Here is a 16993-nt window from a genome sequence, read left to right as displayed (position 1 = left end):
CCGCTGGGTAGGCCTCGCCGCTCCCGGCAACAACGACTTCAAACGGTGTCCAGGCTCTTCGCCATGACCCGTTCTCTGCGCACTCCGTCGGGCAGGAGATCACCCAGCTCACCCACGTCTGCGAAACCGTGGCGTTCGTAGAGCGCGATCGCCTTGCTGTTGTCCGGCATCACCGACAGACGCAGCGTCTTGGCGTGCCGTTCCACAGCCCACTTCTCCACTGCTCTGATCAAGAGGTCCCCCACTCCCCGGCCACGCGCCACGGGACTGACCCACATCGAGATCAGCTCAACACCGGTGCCTTCCTCAACCGGGACCCCGCTGGTCATACCAACCGGATGACCGTCGAGGACCGCTACGACATCCCGCGCACCGGGAATCTCCAGGCGGGCACGCCAGCGTTCCTCTCGGTCGCCGGCTCCTTGCCACTCCGCCAGCGTCGATCCGAACGCGTAAGGCGCCTCGGCAAGCGCCGCCAGTCGCAGTTCCCGCCACATCGGCCAGTCGTCTGACTCCAGAGTACGCAGTTCAAGCATGGTCCAGACCATGCCCTGTCTGAGGAAACAGCGGCAAGGCAATTACCGGCACCTCGTACAACGCGGTCTGTCACCTCCGTGATCGGCCGGTGAACAGTGGTGAAAGAAACCGCTTCTCAGGTGACGGTAGGTGTTCAGGTATACAACGACTGCGCTCCTCTCCTGTCCTGGGGAACCGCGAGGGATACGGCGGAGGGATATCCCTTGACCGTGGATCTCCGGCTACGGGCACCATTGGCAGGACGAACCGTGGTCGAGAAGGACAGCGGACGGCGTATCCCCATCCCAGGACCATCAGGGCGACACACGACGCGGGAGACTCCGTGACCGCCTGAGCCAACGGGGCCGGCACGCCGGACCTGCCGGCTCAGGCGGTCCGGAAAGCGCGCCCTGTTACTCCGCCGCCCGGCGCTGTTGCGCCCCTTGTACCGCTCGGCGCCGAACCCGGTGGGCCAGAGAAGCCCGGTAGAGGTTCATACACTCTTCGGGCAGGTCCTCCAGGCGGATGTAGGGCGGATTGCCGACTACAACATTCACCTGAGGAGTGCCTGGAGGCTGCTCAAGCAGATAGTCGGCTTGTCTCACCCACGAGCGCGCCACACGGGAGGCATTGGCGGGATCCCAGCCTTGCCACCTGAGGAGGTCGGGCGCCCCACAGCCGCGCATGCGCCCAGTGGTGTGGGCGTCCTTCGAAACGGCGGCGTACTGGATTGGCTTCTCCGTTCCGTTTGGCCGCTGGTCGGCGGTTCGATGCCCGTGCTCCGGCGCCGAACCGCCGGCCAGACGTTCCCGGTTCGTCCCGGCCTGTCAGATCGGCGATGTGAGCCGAGGTCAGATTCGGGTCATGGTGGATTCGTATCCGCCTCCGCCGGGGTAGACCCAGGCGCCGATGACGGTGGTGCCGTCGGCGCTGAACATGCCTTCGTAGTAGGCGGGGCTGCCCTTCGTGCCGCCCCAGATGGTCAGCTTGTCGCCGGTCAGCTCGTACACGTAGTCGAGGGTGTTGCCGGTCGAGTCGTAGAAGCGTGACACCACGTCCGTGCCGGCCGGCTCGCCGAACGGGCGCGGGTTTCCGATCACTTCCAGGCCGGTGACAGGCTGGCCGGACTGGGTGAGGTTGACGTGCTGGAGCAGGAAGAAGCCGCCGGGCATCCACTCGTACCGCACGGTTCCCTCGGCGCCGCCGGTGACCGCCCAGGTGCCGACCAGGCGATCCAGGGCCTTCACATCGGCGCTCGGCTGGTAGGTCTCCGTCATATCGGACATCTCATCCTCCTTGTGGCTTTGGTGACTGCTTACCGGTACCTCGGAGCCCGCTTGCGAGCTTCGACACGATCCGGGTGTGTTCCAGATCACATCGCGGTCGTGTCGAGAGCCCAGGTTCGGCACCGAGGTAGCGGCAGGAACACCCATTCAAGGAGGAAGTCATGGCCACCACCGCAGCCACCACCCCGGCCACCACCGGCGTCCCCCCCGTCCGCCGCTCGGCCGGCCACCTGCTGCTCGTCGGCGCCCTGGCCGGGCCGGTGTTCTTCACCTCGGCGACCATCCAGATACTCACCCGCGAGGGCTTCGACATCACCCGCCATCCGATCAGCCAGCTCTCCACCGGCGACCTCGGCTGGATCCAGATCGCCACGTTCGTGCTCGCCGGCCTGGGCGGCCTGGCATTGGCCGGCGGTGTCAGGCACACCGTCACCGAGGGGGTCGGCCGGCGGGCGCTGCCCATCCTCGTCGGGATCTTCGGGGCCGGGATGATCGCCGCGGGCGTGTTCACCATGGACCCGGAGAACGGTTTTCCCGCCGGAACTCCCGACGGGCCGGTGGCTCAGATGTCCTGGCACGGCATCACGCACTCGGCCGCGGCAGCCGTCTCCTTCACCGCGCCGGCCATCGCCGCCATCGTGCTGGTCGTCCGATGCGCCCGCCGCCGGGCCGTACCGGCGGCCATCGGCAACGGCGCCGCCGCGCTCGTCCTGCTGCTGCCCATGTCGCCCGATCACATGAGCATCCAGATCGCCGTCAACGGCCTGGTCGCCTTCACCTGGACGACCGTCCTGGCCCTGTCCCTGCGCCGCTCCGCCTGACCTCGCGTACGCTTTCCCGAACGTTCGAAAAAGGATCCGCCATGAAGTATCTGCTGCTCAGCTACACCCCGGCCGCCGCCTGGGACGCCGCGACCGCTGACACCCCATCGGAGGAGGCGCTGGCGGCGTTCGCCGCCTACCAGAGGTTCGAGCAGGAACTGATCGCCACCGGCGAGTTCGTCAGCAGCAAGGGCCTCGGCCATCCCGCGGTCAGCACCACGGTCCGCAGGACCGCTGACGGCGTGGTGGCGATCGACGGACCGTTCGCCGAACTGAAGGAGGTCCTGGCCAGCTTCGCCGTCCTCGACGTGGCCGGTCAGGAACGAGCCGTGGAGATCGTCTCGCGGATCGTCGAGGTGCTGGGTGAGCCGATCGAGATCCGGCCGATCATGGGCGAGGACTTCACGGCGTGACCGATCATGCCGAACCGGCGGCCGACAGGGCGGCCGGAAAGGCGCACGCGAGCATGAGCGCCGACATCGAGCACCTGCTGCGCGTCGAGGCGCCACAGGTGCTCGGCGCGCTGGTGCGGCGTTTCGGCCGCTTCGACGTCGCCGAGGACGCGGTGCAGGAGGCGGTGCTCGCCGCGAGCCGCATCTGGCCGGCCGACGGCGTGCCGGACAACCCGCGCAGCTGGCTGATTCGCATCGGCTATCGGCGGATGGTCGATCTGCTCCGCGCCGACCAGTCCCGGCGCCGGCGTGAGCAGGAGGCCGGCGTCGCCGAGCTGGCCATGCGGGAACCGGACCGCCGGCCGGGCGCCGCGCGGGAGACCGACGACAGCCTCGCCCTGCTGTTGCTCTGCTGCCACCCGGCACTGAGCGCCACCTCCCAGGTGGCGCTCACGCTGCGGGCCGTGGGCGGCCTCACGACCGCCGAGATCGCGCACGCCCATGGAACCCCGGAGAACACCATGGGCACCCGGATCAGCCGCGCCAAGCAGCAGCTGGCCCGCGCCGGTGCCCGCTTCACCCCGCCGACCGACACCGACCGCGACAGCCGGATGGCCGCCGCGATGCGGGTGCTCTACCTGATCTTCAACGAGGGCTACACCGCCTCCACCGGCGACCGGCTCGCCCGCGTCGACCTGACCAGCGAGGCCATCCGGCTGACCCGCGTACTCCACGCCTCCGTGCCCGCCGACGCCGAGGTCACCGGCCTGCTCGCGCTGATGCTGCTCACCGAGGCCCGTCGTCCTGCCCGCACCGGCGGCCACGACGAGTTGGTGCCCTTGGACGAGCAGGACCGGACGCGATGGGACTGCGACCTCATCCGCGAGGGCACCGAGCTGATCGACGGCATCTGGAACCGCCGCGAAGTCGGCCCCTACCAGCTGCAGGCGGCGATCGCGGCCGTGCACGCCGCGGCGACCCCGCCGCAACAGACCGACTGGCCGCAGATCGCGGCGCTCTACCTGTGGCTCGAACGGCTCAACCCCATCCCGCCGGTACGGCTGAGCCGGGTGGTGGCCGTGGCCAAGGCGTACGGGCCGGTTCGAGGACTGGCCCTACTCGACGACCTCAACCGCCGCTTCCGGCTCGACCAGGACCCGCTGATCCGGCGACGCGAACGCGCGGTGCGCGCCCACCTGCTCCAGATGACCGGCGACGCGGCCGGCGCGGCGAGGCTGTACCGTGAGGCGGCTTCCCTGACCGGCAACCTGGTCGAGCAGCGATATCTGCTCGACCAGGCCGACCGTCCGGGCTGAGGACGCGGGCGTGGCGCGCTTTTACCGGCACGGGAATCCACGGTGCCGGCCGTCCGGCGTCGGCCCCCGATGATGCCCGTCATCACGCCCCGCGGCAGGGTGTTCGCCTTCTCCTGCCCCGTCAATGCCCTGCCCGTCAATCCTCATCGTCGGCTCAGGCGGAGGTCATCCGGCGGGCCAGGTCGTGGCCCTTTCGCTGCGCCGGGCGCTCTATCCAGCGATACGTCACCCAGCAGACGGGGAGCAGGATGACCAGGAAGAGGACCAGGGGAACGGGGTTGTCGTGGTCTCGCCAGCGGCCGACGGTCACGTCGGAGACCTTCAGCAGCAGGGGATGCAGGAGATAGACGGAGAAGCTCATCATCCCCAGCCGGACCACCCAGCCGGGCATGCTCCGGTGACGCGTGGCCATGCCCACGCCGAAGGCGCAGGCTGTGAGCACCAGCGTCACCGTCCAGGAGACCGGGCCGCCCTCGACGTCCTCCGGATGCCACCACCCCTGGGCCGTCGTGACCACGAGCACTCCCGCGCAGGTCAGCGCCGCCGTCCGCCACCGCAGCAGCCCGTGCTCCGCGCGGTGCAGCACGGTGCCGGTGAACATGACCGCCAGGATCGACAGCCCGAACCACGGTGAGAGTCTGCCGTTCAGGATCACCAGGGCCAGGGCGAGCACACCCCCCGCCACCATCCCGCCGCTGCGCAGCGACGGCCGGGAGAAGTACGCCGATCCGATCGCGATCGCCATGCCCAGGACCGTGAGGGCGACCACGACGGGAGCACCCAGCGCCCCGGTGAGGAGCGTCCCGGCTCCCACGGAGCCCAGGGTCAGACCGCCCAGCGTCAGAACGGCGACCACGGGCACCGAGCGCTCATGCCACCGGATCGCGAACAGGCCGGTGACCACGAGGTAGAACGCCATCTCGTAGGAGAGCGTCCAGAGCACGTTGACGGCGTTGGGCACTGTGAGCAGGTCCTGCATCATCGTCACGTGCGCCAGTACGGCGGTCACCGGGTCGAAACGGTCCAGTTCGCCCCGCAGCCGGCTTACCCCCGTCACCGTCAGCACGGACAGCACGACGGCCCCCGCGCACCAGAGCGGATAGATCCGGAACAGCCTGCCGGCCCAGAACCGCTCAACACGGCCGTGCCGTTCCAGCGAGGCCGGAATGATGTATCCACTCACCAGGAAGAACACCATCACGCCCCAGAGCCCGGGGTTGAACCACTCCAGCGTCGCCTCCCGCGCGTGGGGGGTGTACAGGAAGGTGGCGTGATGTACCGCCACCGCGACGGCCGCCACCCCCCGCAGGGCATCCAGCCATCCAAGCCTTGGGGCTCCGTTCCGATCGAAATGAGCGGTTCCCGTCAAGACGGACGAGGTCACTTTTGGTTACCACCAATCATCGGAACGCTCGTTCGGGGCTTATTCGTTGAGCAGCGACCGGATATTCTCGCGCTGGAAGACCATAATGACCCGCGTCCCTGAAGGTTTGGGGAAGGCAAAAAAACTGGGTGGCGGGGCGAGGCGCGCCCGGCCCTCCAATCTTTGAGAGTTGGAAGGGTTGAGCAGTCACCAAGGGTTTTAACTCTTGGACAGCCCCCATTCGGGTGCATGGCGTTTCGCTGATGGCGAAAGTCCCAGGTCGTTGTGTACAACTCCCTCCCCGAGATGTCGTCGACTCGGCACCATCACCGACAGGGCGACTCCGGAGGTCTTGGCATTGACCGACGGGATCCGCGTGACGTCTATCCGGGGGTGGGAACCGAGTCGGCGGCGACCGCGCTTCTCCGCGGTTCATCCGACCGAGCGGCGGCGAACGGCGCGCCGGAGGTGCGAGGGACGGCGCGCCGGGCGGGGCGTCGCCCCCGGCGGGACTCCGAGCTCAGCGACCTGACGACCGGCCGCCGTCGTCATGTGCCGTCAGCGCGAACTCCGCGGCGACTACAGCCGCGAGGACGTCAGTCGTAAAGCACTGTCGCATCCTAGGGTGTGCTTGTGCCGGTTGTCGCACAATGGAACGTGCGACTCCCACAGCGGCCCGGATTTCATCGGATCGACCGTTTCCGGTGATGGATGAATTCTACGGATCGGGTCGCCACCCAATCACGCTGAGTGGGAAACCGGCTCTTCGCCCCCGAGAGAGAAGCGCTCCGGTGCGGGCGGCATATCGGACCGTTACAATGCCGATTGCCAGGCGGTGATCGACCCTCCCGCAATCCTCCGACACCAAAGCGGCTATTATTCCTTTTTAAGGTGCGTTACGGACATCTCCTTGACTGCCGGCCTTCACTCTCTGAATGATCTCAGGGACAGATGGAGCAATACGAGCAACACTCGTTGGAGGTCCAGGTCATGACAGTACGGTTTCTCGGTGGGGACACCGGCAATGACGGTTCGCCGCGGCTTTATGAGGATGGGGAGGACTTCCTCGTTCAGGGGTACCTGATCGAGGACGCGTCCGTCCTCGCTCAGCTCAAGATCCCGGAGGGCGAGACCGTGGTCCGCATCCCGAAGGGACTGATGAAGTACCTTCCGGAGGAAGTCAATGGAGCAACTGTCCCTTGAGGAGTTCCGCACCAACTTCCGCCGACATACCCATGCCGTCCACCTGGAGATGAAGGAGCACTACGGCATCACCGAGGAGGACGAGCCATTCCGCAGATTCATGGCGGGGGAGGACGATGACTACGCGTGGCGAGCGGGATACTTCGCGGCCATTCGGGCCGCCACGGCGGCGGGAACCGTGGTCCGGCGGATTCGGGTCGTCAGAGAGCCGCTCAACGACTACGCCCGCTTCCTGCTGCACATCGCCCCCGGCAACATCGCGGCCGGGGAGCAGATCCGCTACCTCCCGCGGGACAGGGCCACCGGGGTGGAGTTCCCCTCGGAGGATTGCTGGTTGTTCGACTCCTCCAGACTCATCCTCGTGAAGTTCTTCGATAATGGGCGGATGGACGGCTTCTACGTGGCTGACGATCCCGAGCTTGTGCAGGTGTACCGGCACGCCTGTGCGCAGGCGTGGGAGCGAGCCACCCCCTTCGCTGAGTATGTCGACGGCTAGTGAGGCCAGAGCTGCTCTCGGCATTCGGCTCAAGAACATACGGATGGACGCCAGGCTGACCGGCCGCGCACTGGCCGGCCTGGCAGGCTGGCACTTCACCAAGGTCTCAAAGGTGGAGCATGGTCGCACCATGCCCAGCGAGACCGACTTGGAGCTGTGGTGTTTTCACTGTCGGGCCCAGAGTGAGCTACCAGATCTGATAGCCACAGTTCGGACTATTGAGAAGATGTATGCGGAGATACGGCGCTTGATGCGCTCGGGCACGGCCCGATACCAGCGCGAACTCCTGGACGAGCGCGCCAAGAGCCACCGGCTGCGTACCTTTCAGATCTCCCTCGTCCCGGGCGACCTCCAGACGCGCGAGTACACGACGGAGATCCTGACGGACGCCGCGAACATGCTCGGCCACCCGGCGGACATCGAGGCCAGCGTGGCCGGCAGAGCGGAACGGGCGCAGCTCATGCGCTCGGGGAAACGGCTCTATCACATTCTCCTCTGCGAGAACGTGCTCCGTTCCGGGGTGGTCTCCCCCGCCACGATGCGGGGGCAACTCTCCCACCTGGCCACATTGTTCTCGGTGGCGTCGGTGCATCTGGGGATCATCCCTGCCGGGGCGCGGCTCTACATGCCGATGTGCGCTTTCTGGATCTTCGATGACAGGCACGCGGAGATCGAGACGTTCTCCGCGATCATCAAGATCACTCAGCCTCGCGAGATCGGCGTGTACGCGAAGATCTTCGACCACTACTCCGGGGCCGCCCTGTACGGCCAGGAGGCGAGAGAACTGGTGATGAAAGCTCTTCATGATTTGGAGCAACATGGGGAAACCTCATAGTCCCCAGGTCTACCTTGCTTCTACCGTCTGATTTATGGCTTTTGGACAGACAGCAACGCCACCCCACACAGAGGTCCAGGAGGACGAAGGGGTAACCGAACTCACCGCTGAACAGCACGACAGGGCCCTGGCCGTTGTGCAGCGACTGCTGAAGGCGCGGGGAGTCCGCGCCCGATGCCATCACCGGATCGGCCTGAAACTGTTCGGCGACGGCAGGCCGTTCCTGCTGGGAGAGCGCCGACAGTACCTCCCCGAGCTGGTCGTCTACAGCGGCGCGGGACGGAAGAGCGCCGTGATCTCCATGGACAGGCAGTCCAGCCACTATCTGATCTCCCACCCGACGTTCGGCGTCGAGCGCCGGACCGTCAACGCCGACCAGCCCCAGGCGGTCGTGGAGGTGATCCTCGCGACGCTGTCCAGGATGGGCGACGCGGGGTGATCGAGGCGGCACGCCCGTGACCCCGGGTGGGCGGCGTGCACGATCGGCGACCAGGAAACCGTACGGGCCCGATCCGCCGACCTCGTGGAACGTGGCAGTCCCACGGGCCCGGTCCACCTGCTCCGTGGAACGTGTCAGCCGTACGGGCCGGTCCGATGGAAGGCGTCAGCCGTACGGGCCCGTCCCCCTGGAACGTGTCAGAGGCCGTCGCCGTTGCCGGCCACTCTGATTACCTCGACGAACCGGCGATAGCGGGACAACTCCTCATCCACCGGGGTCAGCACGAGATCACGGCCGACCTGGTCCACACTCGCGCGCAGCGCCCTGGCCGCCCTGCCCGCCCGGCGGCGCCCGCCGAGCCAGGCGGCCACCCGGGAGAGCAGTGCGATCACCAGCCCTCCGAGGACACCACCGGCCAGCAGGAGGGTGGGCCAGGGCAGTTCACCCGCCGTCGGCAGGTAGGGCGGGGGAAGCCGGAGGTAGTCCAGGGCGAGCAGGCCCAGCAGCCAGAGTCCGCCGGCCGACACGGCCGCGAACATCAGCCACTGTGCCGCCCCGGCCGGCCACCACCAGGCGGGGCGGCCGGACGCGCCGAGCGGGGTGGTGGCCACGGCACGGTCCAGACCGTCCTCCAGCTCGTCCCCGCGCGAGCGGGCCGCCTGCCGTACGGCCGCCGCCCACGGCTCGGGAAGTCCAGCCGAGGCGGCTCCGGCGACCTCCCGGATGGCGGTGTCCATCCGGGAACGTTGCACGACGGTCGTGGCGGGGATCGAGGTCCGTCCCACCGGCTCCCCGGAGTCGCGGATCGCGGAGGTGCCCAGGCGGAGACGGCGGAGCGGGTCGGGCCGGAACCGGCGGATCCACCGGGTGGGCGGCCAGCCGGTGGCGGCGACCGAGCGGTGCCGGTGGGCCTTGGCCACCGCCTCGACGACGAGGGGCACCCCCGCGGCCTCCGAGAGCGCGGTGGTCAGCGGCCGGGCGAGGCCGTCCACGCCGACGGCGCGGGGGCTCGACGGGGCCGGGGGCTCCGGCCGGTCGGGGAGGCCGGACGCCCTGCCGAGCGTGGCGGCGGCCGTACCGGCGTCGGCGGCCAGCCGGGCGGCCCACGACCTCCGGCCCGCGGCCCGCAGGGCGAGCACGGCGCGCAGCTCGGCGACCCCCGTCCCGGTGCGCGCCGAGACGCCGACCAGCGGCACCCCGGTCAGGCCGTCCTCGTCCAGGAGCCTCCGCAGATCCTTCAGGCACCGCTCGGCGGCGGCCGGTGAGAGGCGGTCGATCTGGTTGAGCACGACGACCGTCACACCCCGGTGCCGGGCCAGCGGCCGGAGATACCGCTCGTGCACCGCCGCGTCGGCGTACTTCTGCGGGTCGAGCACCCAGACCAGCAGATCGACCAGCTCGACCAGCCGGTCCACCTCCAGCCGGTGCGCGAGCCGGATCGAGTCGTGGTCGGGCAGGTCCAGCAGGATCAACCCGGCCGGATCCCCGTCCGCCCAGCCTCCCCCACCGGCCGCCACCCCCGGCCCGGCCACGTCGCCGCTCACGGGGGCGCGCGGAGCGGCGCCCTCCCGCCCGGCCCACGCCTGTACGGCGGACGCGCCGGGAGGCGACACCTCGTGGCGGCGGGGGATCCCCAGCCAGTCGAGCAGCGGCCCGGCGCCCTCACCGTCCCAGAGCGCGGCCTGCGCGGTCGAGGTGGTCGGGCGGGTGACCCCGACCGTGGCGAGCGCGGTGCCGGAGAGCAGGTTGAACAGGGAGGACTTGCCGCTCCCCGTGGCCCCGGCCAGCGCGACCACGGTGTGGCCGACCGACAGGCTCCGCCGTACCCCGGCGCGGGAGACCACCGAACGCGCCTCGGCGACCGCGTCGGCGGCCAGCCGCCCGTCGGCCAGGTCGGCGGCCTCGGCCAGCCCCTCCAGCCGGTCGTCCAGGGAGACCGCGCCCTTGCGCCGCAGCAGCTTCACGCCTCGCCCGCCTCTCGGTCGGCCGTATGAGACAGGGCGTCCCGGCGGCCGGGGGCGGGCAGCTCTCCGCGGTGCTCCCGTACGGCCCGCGCGGCGGCGCGGAGGGCGAGGGCGGTGTCCTCGGGGGGTTCGACGGCGTCGAGGAGGGCCGTGAACCGGGTGGCCTCGGCCCCCAGGAGGGCCGCGACGCGGGCCCGCAGGTCGGCGCGGGCCTTGACGGTGAGGGTACGGACGGCCTGGTCGCCGAAGACCGCCTCCAGGAGTTTCTGGCTCAGCACGCTGGTGCCGCCGGCGATGCCGATCTCGATCCCGGTCAGGCCGCCGGTGGAGGCGAACACCGCGAGCATCAGCAGCAGTCCGGCGCCGTTCACCCCGTAGGAGGTGACCCGGGCCGTGGTCCGCTTGTCGGCGCCCTCCTGGCTGACCAGGTCGAGCACGTATCCCTGCCAGCCCCTGACCGCCGTCCGCGCCCTCCCCTGCAGGTCGGCCGAGGCCCGGCCGAGACGCCCGGCCGCCGCGACCCCGGCCTCCTCCAGCAGGGCGCGCCCCGACGGGTGCGACGACCACGACTCCAGCGTCCGCTCGGCTGCGCCGTCGGCCGAGGCTCTGATCAGCGACTCCACCCCGCTCTCCAGCGCGACGCGCAGCTCGCTCTCGGGGGCGGGCCGCCCGGTGAACATCGCCACCACCCGGTCTCTGAACCGGCTCACCCGGTTCTCCAGGGAGCGCATCAGGTCACCGGTGCCGATGAAGTCCTGCCAGCGGGCCAGCACCTCGCCCCGGAGCAGCGAGCCGTCCAGCATGCCCTCGTCGAAGGAGGCGAGCCCCCCGGCGTAGGCGGCGCCCGCCATCGCGCGGAGCTCGTCGGCCGCGCCGTGCTGGCGGTCCACGGCGTCGGCGAGCGCGGGGACACGGACGGCGAGGCTCTCCAGGGCACCGGACAGGGTCTGGCGCACCACCTCGGCGCGGGCCCGCGAGTCGGCCGCGATGCCGGTCAGCCAGTCGACGACGGGCTGGACGGCCGGGCGCGGCAGCCGGGCGTTCTCCTCGGGTAGCACCAGCTCCGGCAGCTCGAACAGGAGTGTCCCGCCCAGCCCGTTGGCCTCCAGCAGGCGGCTCAGATCCCTCTTGACCACGCCGAGCGCCTCCGGGGGGACCCGCGACAGGATGACGGCCAGCGCCGTACTCCGCTCCCTGGCCGAGCGCAGGAAGCCCCACGGCACCTCGTCGGCGTAGCGGGCCGCGGTGGTGGTGAAGAGCCACAGGTCGGCGGCGGCGAGGAGCTGGGCGGCCAGTTCGCGGTTGGCGGTGACGACCGAGTCGATGTCCGGCGCGTCGAGCAGGGCCAGGCCGGGCGGGAGGGACGGGACGGTGACCACCCGGAGCGTGCCCGGGTGGTCACCGGCTCCCCCGGTGACGCGGGGAAGTCCCGGCAGGACGTGCTGGGCGGTGAACCACGCCTCGTCGGCGGGGCTGGTGACCAGGGTGGGGGCCAGTGTGGTGGGCCGCAGCACGCCGGGTTCGGAGACGTCGGCGCCGACGACGGAGTTCACCAGGGTCGACTTGCCCGCTCCGGTGGAACCGCCGACGACGGCGAGCAACGGGGCGTCGATCGAGCTCAGCCGGGGGATCAGGTAGTCGTCGAGCTGGCCGGTCAGCTCGCGCAGCGCCCGGCGGTCGGTCTCGGCGTCGCCGGTCGCCAGCGGGAACAGGTCGCGGTCGAGGTGACGGCGCAGCTCGCGTAGCGCCTCAAGCAGACCCTCGCTCAGACCCTCGCTCCGGTTCACAGGAGCGATCCTTCCCGTGAAAGAGGCTCCTAGACGTGTTTTTGCCCCACCGCTCGACCGGGTTACGGGGGCGAACCCACTTGAGCGATGGGGCCTTCCCCCGGTCTCACGTGGAGGCCGTAGCGGCCCGTCTCCCCCGCAGCTGGAGACGGACCCGAACCCGTCACATGATCACGGGGTGGTCGGGGGTCGAACACCGTCCATTGGAACATTCGAAGCTCAGTGTCAGATCAGGCCAAGCTGAAAGTAAGCTGAAAATTCAACCATTATGTGGAGCTCGTAGGACATATCCCACCCCGCGCAGGGTGTGGATGAGCCTCGGCCCCGTCATGTCGACCTTACGGCGGAGGTAGGAGACATAGGACTCGACGACCCCGGCGTCACCACCGAAGTCGTAGTTCCAGACGTGCTCCAGGATCTGCGCCTTCGACAGCACCCGGCCGTTGTTGACCATGAAGTAGTGCAGCAGCTTGAACTCGGTGGGCGACAGCCGTATCGACTCGCCGGAGCGCCACACCTGGTGCGCCTCCTCGTCCAGCTCCAGGTCGCCGACCCGCAGCCGGCTGGGCAGGTCGAGATCCCCCCTGGTACGGCGGAGCACGGCCCGGATCCGGGCGAGGACCTCCTCCAGGCTGAACGGCTTGGTCACGTAGTCGTCGGCCACCCGCAGACCGGCGACCTTGTCATCGGTCGCGTCCCGCGCGGTCAGGAAGACCACCGGCATCTGCGCGCCCATCGCCCGCAGACGCCCGGCCACGGTGAACCCATCCATGTCGGGCAGCATCACGTCCAGCACGACGAGGTCCGGGCGGACCCGCTCGGCGAAGTGCACGGCCTCGCGGCCGTCCACCGCGGTCACCACCTCGAACCCGGACCTGCGCAGGCTGGCCGAGAGCAGCTCGCGGATGTTCGGTTCGTCATCCACGACCAGCAATCTGGCCTCGGCTCTGTCCAGCACAACACGAGGCTTGCTCACCTCGCTGGAACACAGCTCAGCTCCGGCTGAACGTTTCCTGAAAACTCTGTCAACGCCGACCTCCGGCGCCGCCCTCGCCGAACAGGTCGCGGCGCGGGGCGTTCCAGTCGCCGGCCTCGTAGCCGTTGGTGGTGCCGTGCCTGATCAGATCAGTGGGGTTCCGGCGGATTCGAGGGTGAGGGGAAGTACGACGCGGAACGTCGAGCCCTTGTCCGGCTGGGACTCCACCCCCACGGTGCCGCCGTGGGCCTTGACCATGGCCGCCACGATGGCCAGGCCGAGACCGCTGCCGCCGCTCTCCGGCGCCCGGCGCCCCCGGGAGGAGTCGACGCGGTAGAACCGCTCGAAGACGCGCTCGCACTGCTCGGCGCTGAGCCCCGGCCCCTCGTCGGCCACCTCCACGACGGCCATGCCGCCCTGGGCCGAGAGCGCCACCCGCACGGGCGTGCCGTCCGGGGTGTGGGTGAGCGCGTTGGTCATCAGGTTGCCCACGACCTGGCGGAGCCGTACCTCGTCGCCGCAGACGATGAGGGCGGCGCCGTCCACCGAGAGCGCGACGTCACGGGCGGGGGCGAGGATGCGGGCGTCGTGGACGGCGTCGGCGGCGATGGCCAGCAGGTCCACCGGGCGCATGGCCATCGGCCGCTGCTGGTCCAGCCGGGCGAGCATCAGCAGGTCGTCCACCAGCAGCCCCATCCGGACGGCCTCGGCCTCCACCCGCCGCATCAGCGGCGCGGGATCGACGTCGGGCGCCTGCCGGCAGAACTCGGCGAAGCCCCGGATGGAGGTCAGCGGGGTACGGAGCTCGTGGGAGGCGTCGGCGACGAACCTGCGCATGCGCTCCTCAGACCTGCGGGCCGAGGTCTCCGACTCCGACCTGGCCTGGAAGGCGGTCTCGATCTGGGCGAGCATGCCGTTCAGCGACCGGCCGAGGCGGCCGACCTCGGTGGCCGGGTCGGAGTCGGGGACGCGGCGGCTCAGGTCTCCGGCGGCGATGGCCTGGGCGGTGCGTTCGATCTCCTCCAGCGGGCGCATGCTCCGCCTGATGACGACCACACCCACCCCGGCCAGCACCAGCACGAGACCGCCTCCGCCGAGCAGCTCGATCAGCGCGAGCTGGCCGACGATCTGCCGGACCTCGGTCATGTCCACGGCCAGGACGAGGCTGCCGCCGTCGTTCAGGAAGACGCGGTGGACCCGCCAATCACCGCTCTCGAACGGGCCGACCTCCCGGCCCTGCGGCACCTGCGGGCCGGGCTTGCCCTCGACGTCGGTGCCGTTAAGCAGGATGATGATGGTGCCGGCCGCGTCGCGGAGCTCCACCCTGGCGTCGGACGGCATCGGTTTGCCGATCAACGCGGCGTTGCCGCGGTGCAGGCGGCGCATCGAGGCCTGGGTGGTCAGCTCGATCTGGCCGTCCACCCGGTCGATCAGGTAGCCGTGCATGATCGATACGCTGCCGACGCCGATGAGGGCGAGGGCGATGGTCAGCAGGACCAGGATGACGGCGATCAGTTTTATCCGCAGCGACGGCCTGCCGGCCATCATGGCCCCGGTGGAAGGCGCAGCACGTAACCGACGCCGCGCAGGGTGTGGATCAGCCGGGGGTCGGTGTTGTCGATCTTCCGGCGGAGCACGGAGACGTAGGACTCCACGATTCCGGCGTCGCCCCGGAAGTCGTAGTCCCATACGTGATCAAGAATCTGGGTCTTGGACAGCACCCGCCCGGCGTTCGCCATGAAGTAGCGCAGGAGCTTGAACTCCGTCGGCGACAGCGCCACGGACCTCCCCTCACGCCACACCTCGTGGCTCTCCTCGTCGAGCTCTATGTCGGCGAAGGTGAGCCGGGGCGGCCTGGCGAACAGGTCTCCCTGGCCGGTACGGCGGAGCACGGCCCGGATCCGGGCCACGACCTCCTCCAGGCTGAACGGCTTGGTCACGTAGTCGTCCCCGCCGACCGTCAGCCCCCGGATCTTGTCCTCCACCGCGTCACGGGCGGTGAGGAAGACCACGGGCGTGTCGGTGCCGCCACCCCGCAGGCGTCGCACCACGTCGAAACCGTCCATGTCCGGGAGCATCACGTCGAGCACGATGAGGTCGGGGCGGTGGCGCTGGACGGCCGCGACGGCCTCTGTTCCACTGCCTGCCGTGTTCACCCCGAATCCGGCGAATCGCAGGCTCGCGGCCAGCAGTTCGAGGATGTTGGGTTCGTCCTCGACGATCAGGAGGCGGGCTTCCGGGGAGTCGGTCACAGGATTTATCTTCACCCGCCCAGATGAAAAAGGAGTTAACTGGCCAACACTGAGGTTAACCCCACGATATGCCGGGCAATCGCCAAACTGGACGTCGCCGCAGGGGAGGGGGCGTTCCTCAGCAGAACCACTCGGCCATGCACATCGATCGCGAAGTCATCCAGCATGCCGCCGTCCCTGGCCACGGCCTGGGCGCGGACCCCGCCCGCCGTCCTGACCAGATCGGCCCCGGTGAGCGCGGGAACGTAACGGCGCGCGGCCGTCAGGAAGGACCTCTTGGCCAGCGAGCCGAGCACCTCCCGCACCCCGGTCCGCCAGTGCCGGGCGGCGAGCCGCCGGGTGCCCTCCCAGGCCAGGATCCGGCGCAGATCGCCGAGGTCGACGTCGCCCCAGGAGTAACCCTCCAGCGCCAGGGCCATGACCGCGTTGGGACCGACCAGCACCTCACCGTCGATCCTGCGGGTCAGGTGCACCCCGAGGAACGGGTAGCGAGGGTCGGGCACCGGGTAGATCAGGCCGCGGACCAGATCTCTCGCCGCACCGGCCAGCGCGTAGTACTCCCCGCGGAAGGGAACGATCCGCACGTCGCCCGCGGCCCCGGCCATCCGGGCGACGGTGTCGGTGCCGAGCCCGGCGCAGACGATGAGCCGGTCGAAGCTGAGCTTTCGCCGTCCCGCCAGCACGTCCACCCCGCTCGCGGTCTCCCGCAGCGCGCGGACGGGGTGCGACAGCAGGACCGACCCGCCGGAGGCGGCCACGTCCTCGGCCAGCCGGCGGGCGACGGCGGGAAAGTCGGCGATCGCGGTGTGCGGGGAGTGCACGGCCGCCACCCCGACGGCGTGCGGCTCGATCTCGCGCAGCGCCAGGGCGTCCAGCTCCGCGATGCCGGGGACGCCGTTGGCGCGGGCGCGCTCGGCGATCCTCCGCAGCCCCGCCCTCTCGGCCGAGGTGGAGGCCACGACGAGCTTGCCGACCTCCTCGTAGGGGATGCGGTGCTCGGCGCAGTACTGTCTGAGCAGGGCCACGCCCTCCCGGCAGAGCCCCGCCTTGAGCGAGCCCGGCTGGTAGTAGATCCCCGCGTGGACGACCCCGCTGTTGTGCCCGGTCTGGTGGGCTCCGACGCGGTCCTCCTTGTCGAGGACGGTCACCCTGGCCCCACGGGTCCGTGCCACCTCCCTGGCGACGGCCAGGCCGACGATCCCCGCACCGACGACCCCGACGTTCACCGCGCCGCCCTCTCGATCACAACACCGACCATCGCAACACCGACCTTCGCCATGCCGACCATAGCCACGCCGGGCAACCGCGCGGGAGCCGACGGAACAGGACGCCCCGGTCAGCGGAGCG

Annotated in this window: 16 protein-coding genes; 7 read left to right on the top strand and 9 right to left on the bottom strand. The window is 69.8% G+C overall.

The genetic code is table 11. The annotated features are described in order from the left end of the window. Positions 1 to 38: 38 nt before the first annotated feature. Complete coding sequence (locus tag ACWEF2_RS21635) at positions 39 to 536, bottom strand: N-acetyltransferase family protein (RefSeq protein ID WP_453817773.1); 498 nt, start codon at positions 534 to 536, stop codon at positions 39 to 41. 831 nt (positions 537 to 1367) lie between these two features. Further along, positions 1368 to 1802, bottom strand: coding sequence for a hypothetical protein (locus ACWEF2_RS21630; protein ID WP_453817771.1), 435 nt, complete (start codon positions 1800 to 1802; stop codon positions 1368 to 1370). 161 nt (positions 1803 to 1963) lie between these two features. On the opposite strand from ACWEF2_RS21630, the gene ACWEF2_RS21625 reads away from it, so the two are divergent. Genes ACWEF2_RS21625 through ACWEF2_RS21615 form a run of 3 tightly spaced genes read left to right on the top strand, consistent with a single transcriptional unit; the run spans position 1964 to position 4331 of the window. Beyond that, positions 1964 to 2623, top strand: coding sequence for a DUF998 domain-containing protein (locus ACWEF2_RS21625; RefSeq protein ID WP_453817769.1), 660 nt, complete (start codon positions 1964 to 1966; stop codon positions 2621 to 2623). Between the two features lie 41 nt (positions 2624 to 2664). Beyond that, positions 2665 to 3036: a YciI family protein gene (locus tag ACWEF2_RS21620; protein ID WP_453817767.1), complete on the top strand. Its 372-nt coding sequence runs from the start codon at positions 2665 to 2667 to the stop codon at positions 3034 to 3036. Next, positions 3033 to 4331: an RNA polymerase sigma factor gene (locus ACWEF2_RS21615; RefSeq protein ID WP_453817765.1), complete on the top strand. Its 1299-nt coding sequence runs from the start codon at positions 3033 to 3035 to the stop codon at positions 4329 to 4331. The genes ACWEF2_RS21620 and ACWEF2_RS21615 overlap by 4 nt, the downstream gene beginning before the upstream one ends. A 154-nt stretch (positions 4332 to 4485) precedes the next feature. On the opposite strand, the gene ACWEF2_RS21610 is transcribed toward ACWEF2_RS21615, so the two are convergent. Then, positions 4486 to 5715, bottom strand: a complete 1230-nt coding sequence (locus ACWEF2_RS21610) for an acyltransferase family protein (RefSeq protein ID WP_453817763.1) — start codon at positions 5713 to 5715, stop codon at positions 4486 to 4488. A 930-nt stretch (positions 5716 to 6645) separates the two neighbouring features. Here ACWEF2_RS21610 and ACWEF2_RS21605 point away from each other — a divergent pair. The 4 genes from ACWEF2_RS21605 to ACWEF2_RS21590 are packed head-to-tail and all read left to right on the top strand — an operon-like array spanning position 6646 to position 8667. Then, a complete protein-coding gene (locus ACWEF2_RS21605) occupies positions 6646 to 6897 on the top strand; it encodes a hypothetical protein (RefSeq protein WP_355596874.1) in 252 nt (83 codons plus the stop codon). Continuing rightward, positions 6878 to 7393 (top strand): DUF6879 family protein, encoded by a 516-nt coding sequence (locus ACWEF2_RS21600; RefSeq protein ID WP_453817760.1) that lies wholly within the window; start codon positions 6878 to 6880, stop codon positions 7391 to 7393. The genes ACWEF2_RS21605 and ACWEF2_RS21600 overlap by 20 nt, the downstream gene beginning before the upstream one ends. After that, positions 7275 to 8228 (top strand): helix-turn-helix domain-containing protein, encoded by a 954-nt coding sequence (locus tag ACWEF2_RS21595; protein ID WP_453817758.1) that lies wholly within the window; start codon positions 7275 to 7277, stop codon positions 8226 to 8228. Before ACWEF2_RS21600 ends, ACWEF2_RS21595 begins: the two co-directional genes overlap by 119 nt. Positions 8229 to 8262: 34 nt before the next feature. After that, positions 8263 to 8667 carry a hypothetical protein gene (locus tag ACWEF2_RS21590; protein ID WP_453817756.1) on the top strand — a complete coding sequence of 135 codons (405 nt, stop codon included), beginning with the start codon at positions 8263 to 8265 and terminating at the stop codon, positions 8665 to 8667. A gap of 197 nt (positions 8668 to 8864) precedes the next feature. Here ACWEF2_RS21590 and ACWEF2_RS21585 read toward each other — a convergent pair whose 3' ends face one another. The 6 genes from ACWEF2_RS21585 to lhgO form a co-directional block, all read right to left on the bottom strand. After that, positions 8865 to 10631 carry a GTPase family protein gene (locus ACWEF2_RS21585; protein ID WP_453817754.1) on the bottom strand — a complete coding sequence of 589 codons (1767 nt, stop codon included), beginning with the start codon at positions 10629 to 10631 and terminating at the stop codon, positions 8865 to 8867. Beyond that, entirely contained in the window at positions 10628 to 12418 is a 1791-nt protein-coding gene (locus ACWEF2_RS21580; protein ID WP_453817752.1) for an ABC transporter, read from the bottom strand. The genes ACWEF2_RS21585 and ACWEF2_RS21580 overlap by 4 nt, the downstream gene beginning before the upstream one ends. 259 nt (positions 12419 to 12677) lie before the next feature. Further along, entirely contained in the window at positions 12678 to 13394 is a 717-nt protein-coding gene (locus tag ACWEF2_RS21575) for a response regulator transcription factor (protein WP_453817750.1), read from the bottom strand. A 144-nt stretch (positions 13395 to 13538) separates the two neighbouring features. Beyond that, positions 13539 to 14939 carry a sensor histidine kinase gene (locus ACWEF2_RS21570; RefSeq protein WP_453817748.1) on the bottom strand — a complete coding sequence of 467 codons (1401 nt, stop codon included), beginning with the start codon at positions 14937 to 14939 and terminating at the stop codon, positions 13539 to 13541. Next, on the bottom strand, positions 14939 to 15646 hold the full coding sequence (locus ACWEF2_RS21565) for a response regulator transcription factor (protein ID WP_453817746.1): 708 nt from the start codon (positions 15644 to 15646) through the stop codon (positions 14939 to 14941). The genes ACWEF2_RS21570 and ACWEF2_RS21565 overlap by 1 nt, the downstream gene beginning before the upstream one ends. A 35-nt stretch (positions 15647 to 15681) precedes the next feature. Next, complete coding sequence (lhgO, locus tag ACWEF2_RS21560; protein ID WP_453817744.1) at positions 15682 to 16872, bottom strand: L-2-hydroxyglutarate oxidase; 1191 nt, start codon at positions 16870 to 16872, stop codon at positions 15682 to 15684. Positions 16873 to 16993 lie beyond the last annotated feature (121 nt).

The organism is Streptosporangium sp. NPDC004631 (assembly GCF_053601935.1).
This window is presented reverse-complemented; position numbering and strand designations above follow the sequence as displayed.

What these genes read in the sequence shown, in the direction of transcription:
- ACWEF2_RS21635 (WP_453817773.1), bottom strand. Translation starts at nt 536, where the DNA reads ATGCTTGAACTGCGTACTCTGGAGTCAGACGACTGGCCGATGTGGCGG.
- ACWEF2_RS21630 (WP_453817771.1), bottom strand. Translation starts at nt 1,802, where the DNA reads ATGTCCGATATGACGGAGACCTACCAGCCGAGCGCCGATGTGAAGGCC.
- ACWEF2_RS21625 (WP_453817769.1), top strand. Translation starts at nt 1,964, where the DNA reads ATGGCCACCACCGCAGCCACCACCCCGGCCACCACCGGCGTCCCCCCC.
- ACWEF2_RS21620 (WP_453817767.1), top strand. Translation starts at nt 2,665, where the DNA reads ATGAAGTATCTGCTGCTCAGCTACACCCCGGCCGCCGCCTGGGACGCC.
- ACWEF2_RS21605 (WP_355596874.1), top strand. Translation starts at nt 6,646, where the DNA reads ATGGAGCAATACGAGCAACACTCGTTGGAGGTCCAGGTCATGACAGTA.
- ACWEF2_RS21600 (WP_453817760.1), top strand. Translation starts at nt 6,878, where the DNA reads ATGGAGCAACTGTCCCTTGAGGAGTTCCGCACCAACTTCCGCCGACAT.
- ACWEF2_RS21595 (WP_453817758.1), top strand. Translation starts at nt 7,275, where the DNA reads ATGGGCGGATGGACGGCTTCTACGTGGCTGACGATCCCGAGCTTGTGC.
- ACWEF2_RS21590 (WP_453817756.1), top strand. Translation starts at nt 8,263, where the DNA reads ATGGCTTTTGGACAGACAGCAACGCCACCCCACACAGAGGTCCAGGAG.
- ACWEF2_RS21570 (WP_453817748.1), bottom strand. Translation starts at nt 14,939, where the DNA reads ATGGCCGGCAGGCCGTCGCTGCGGATAAAACTGATCGCCGTCATCCTG.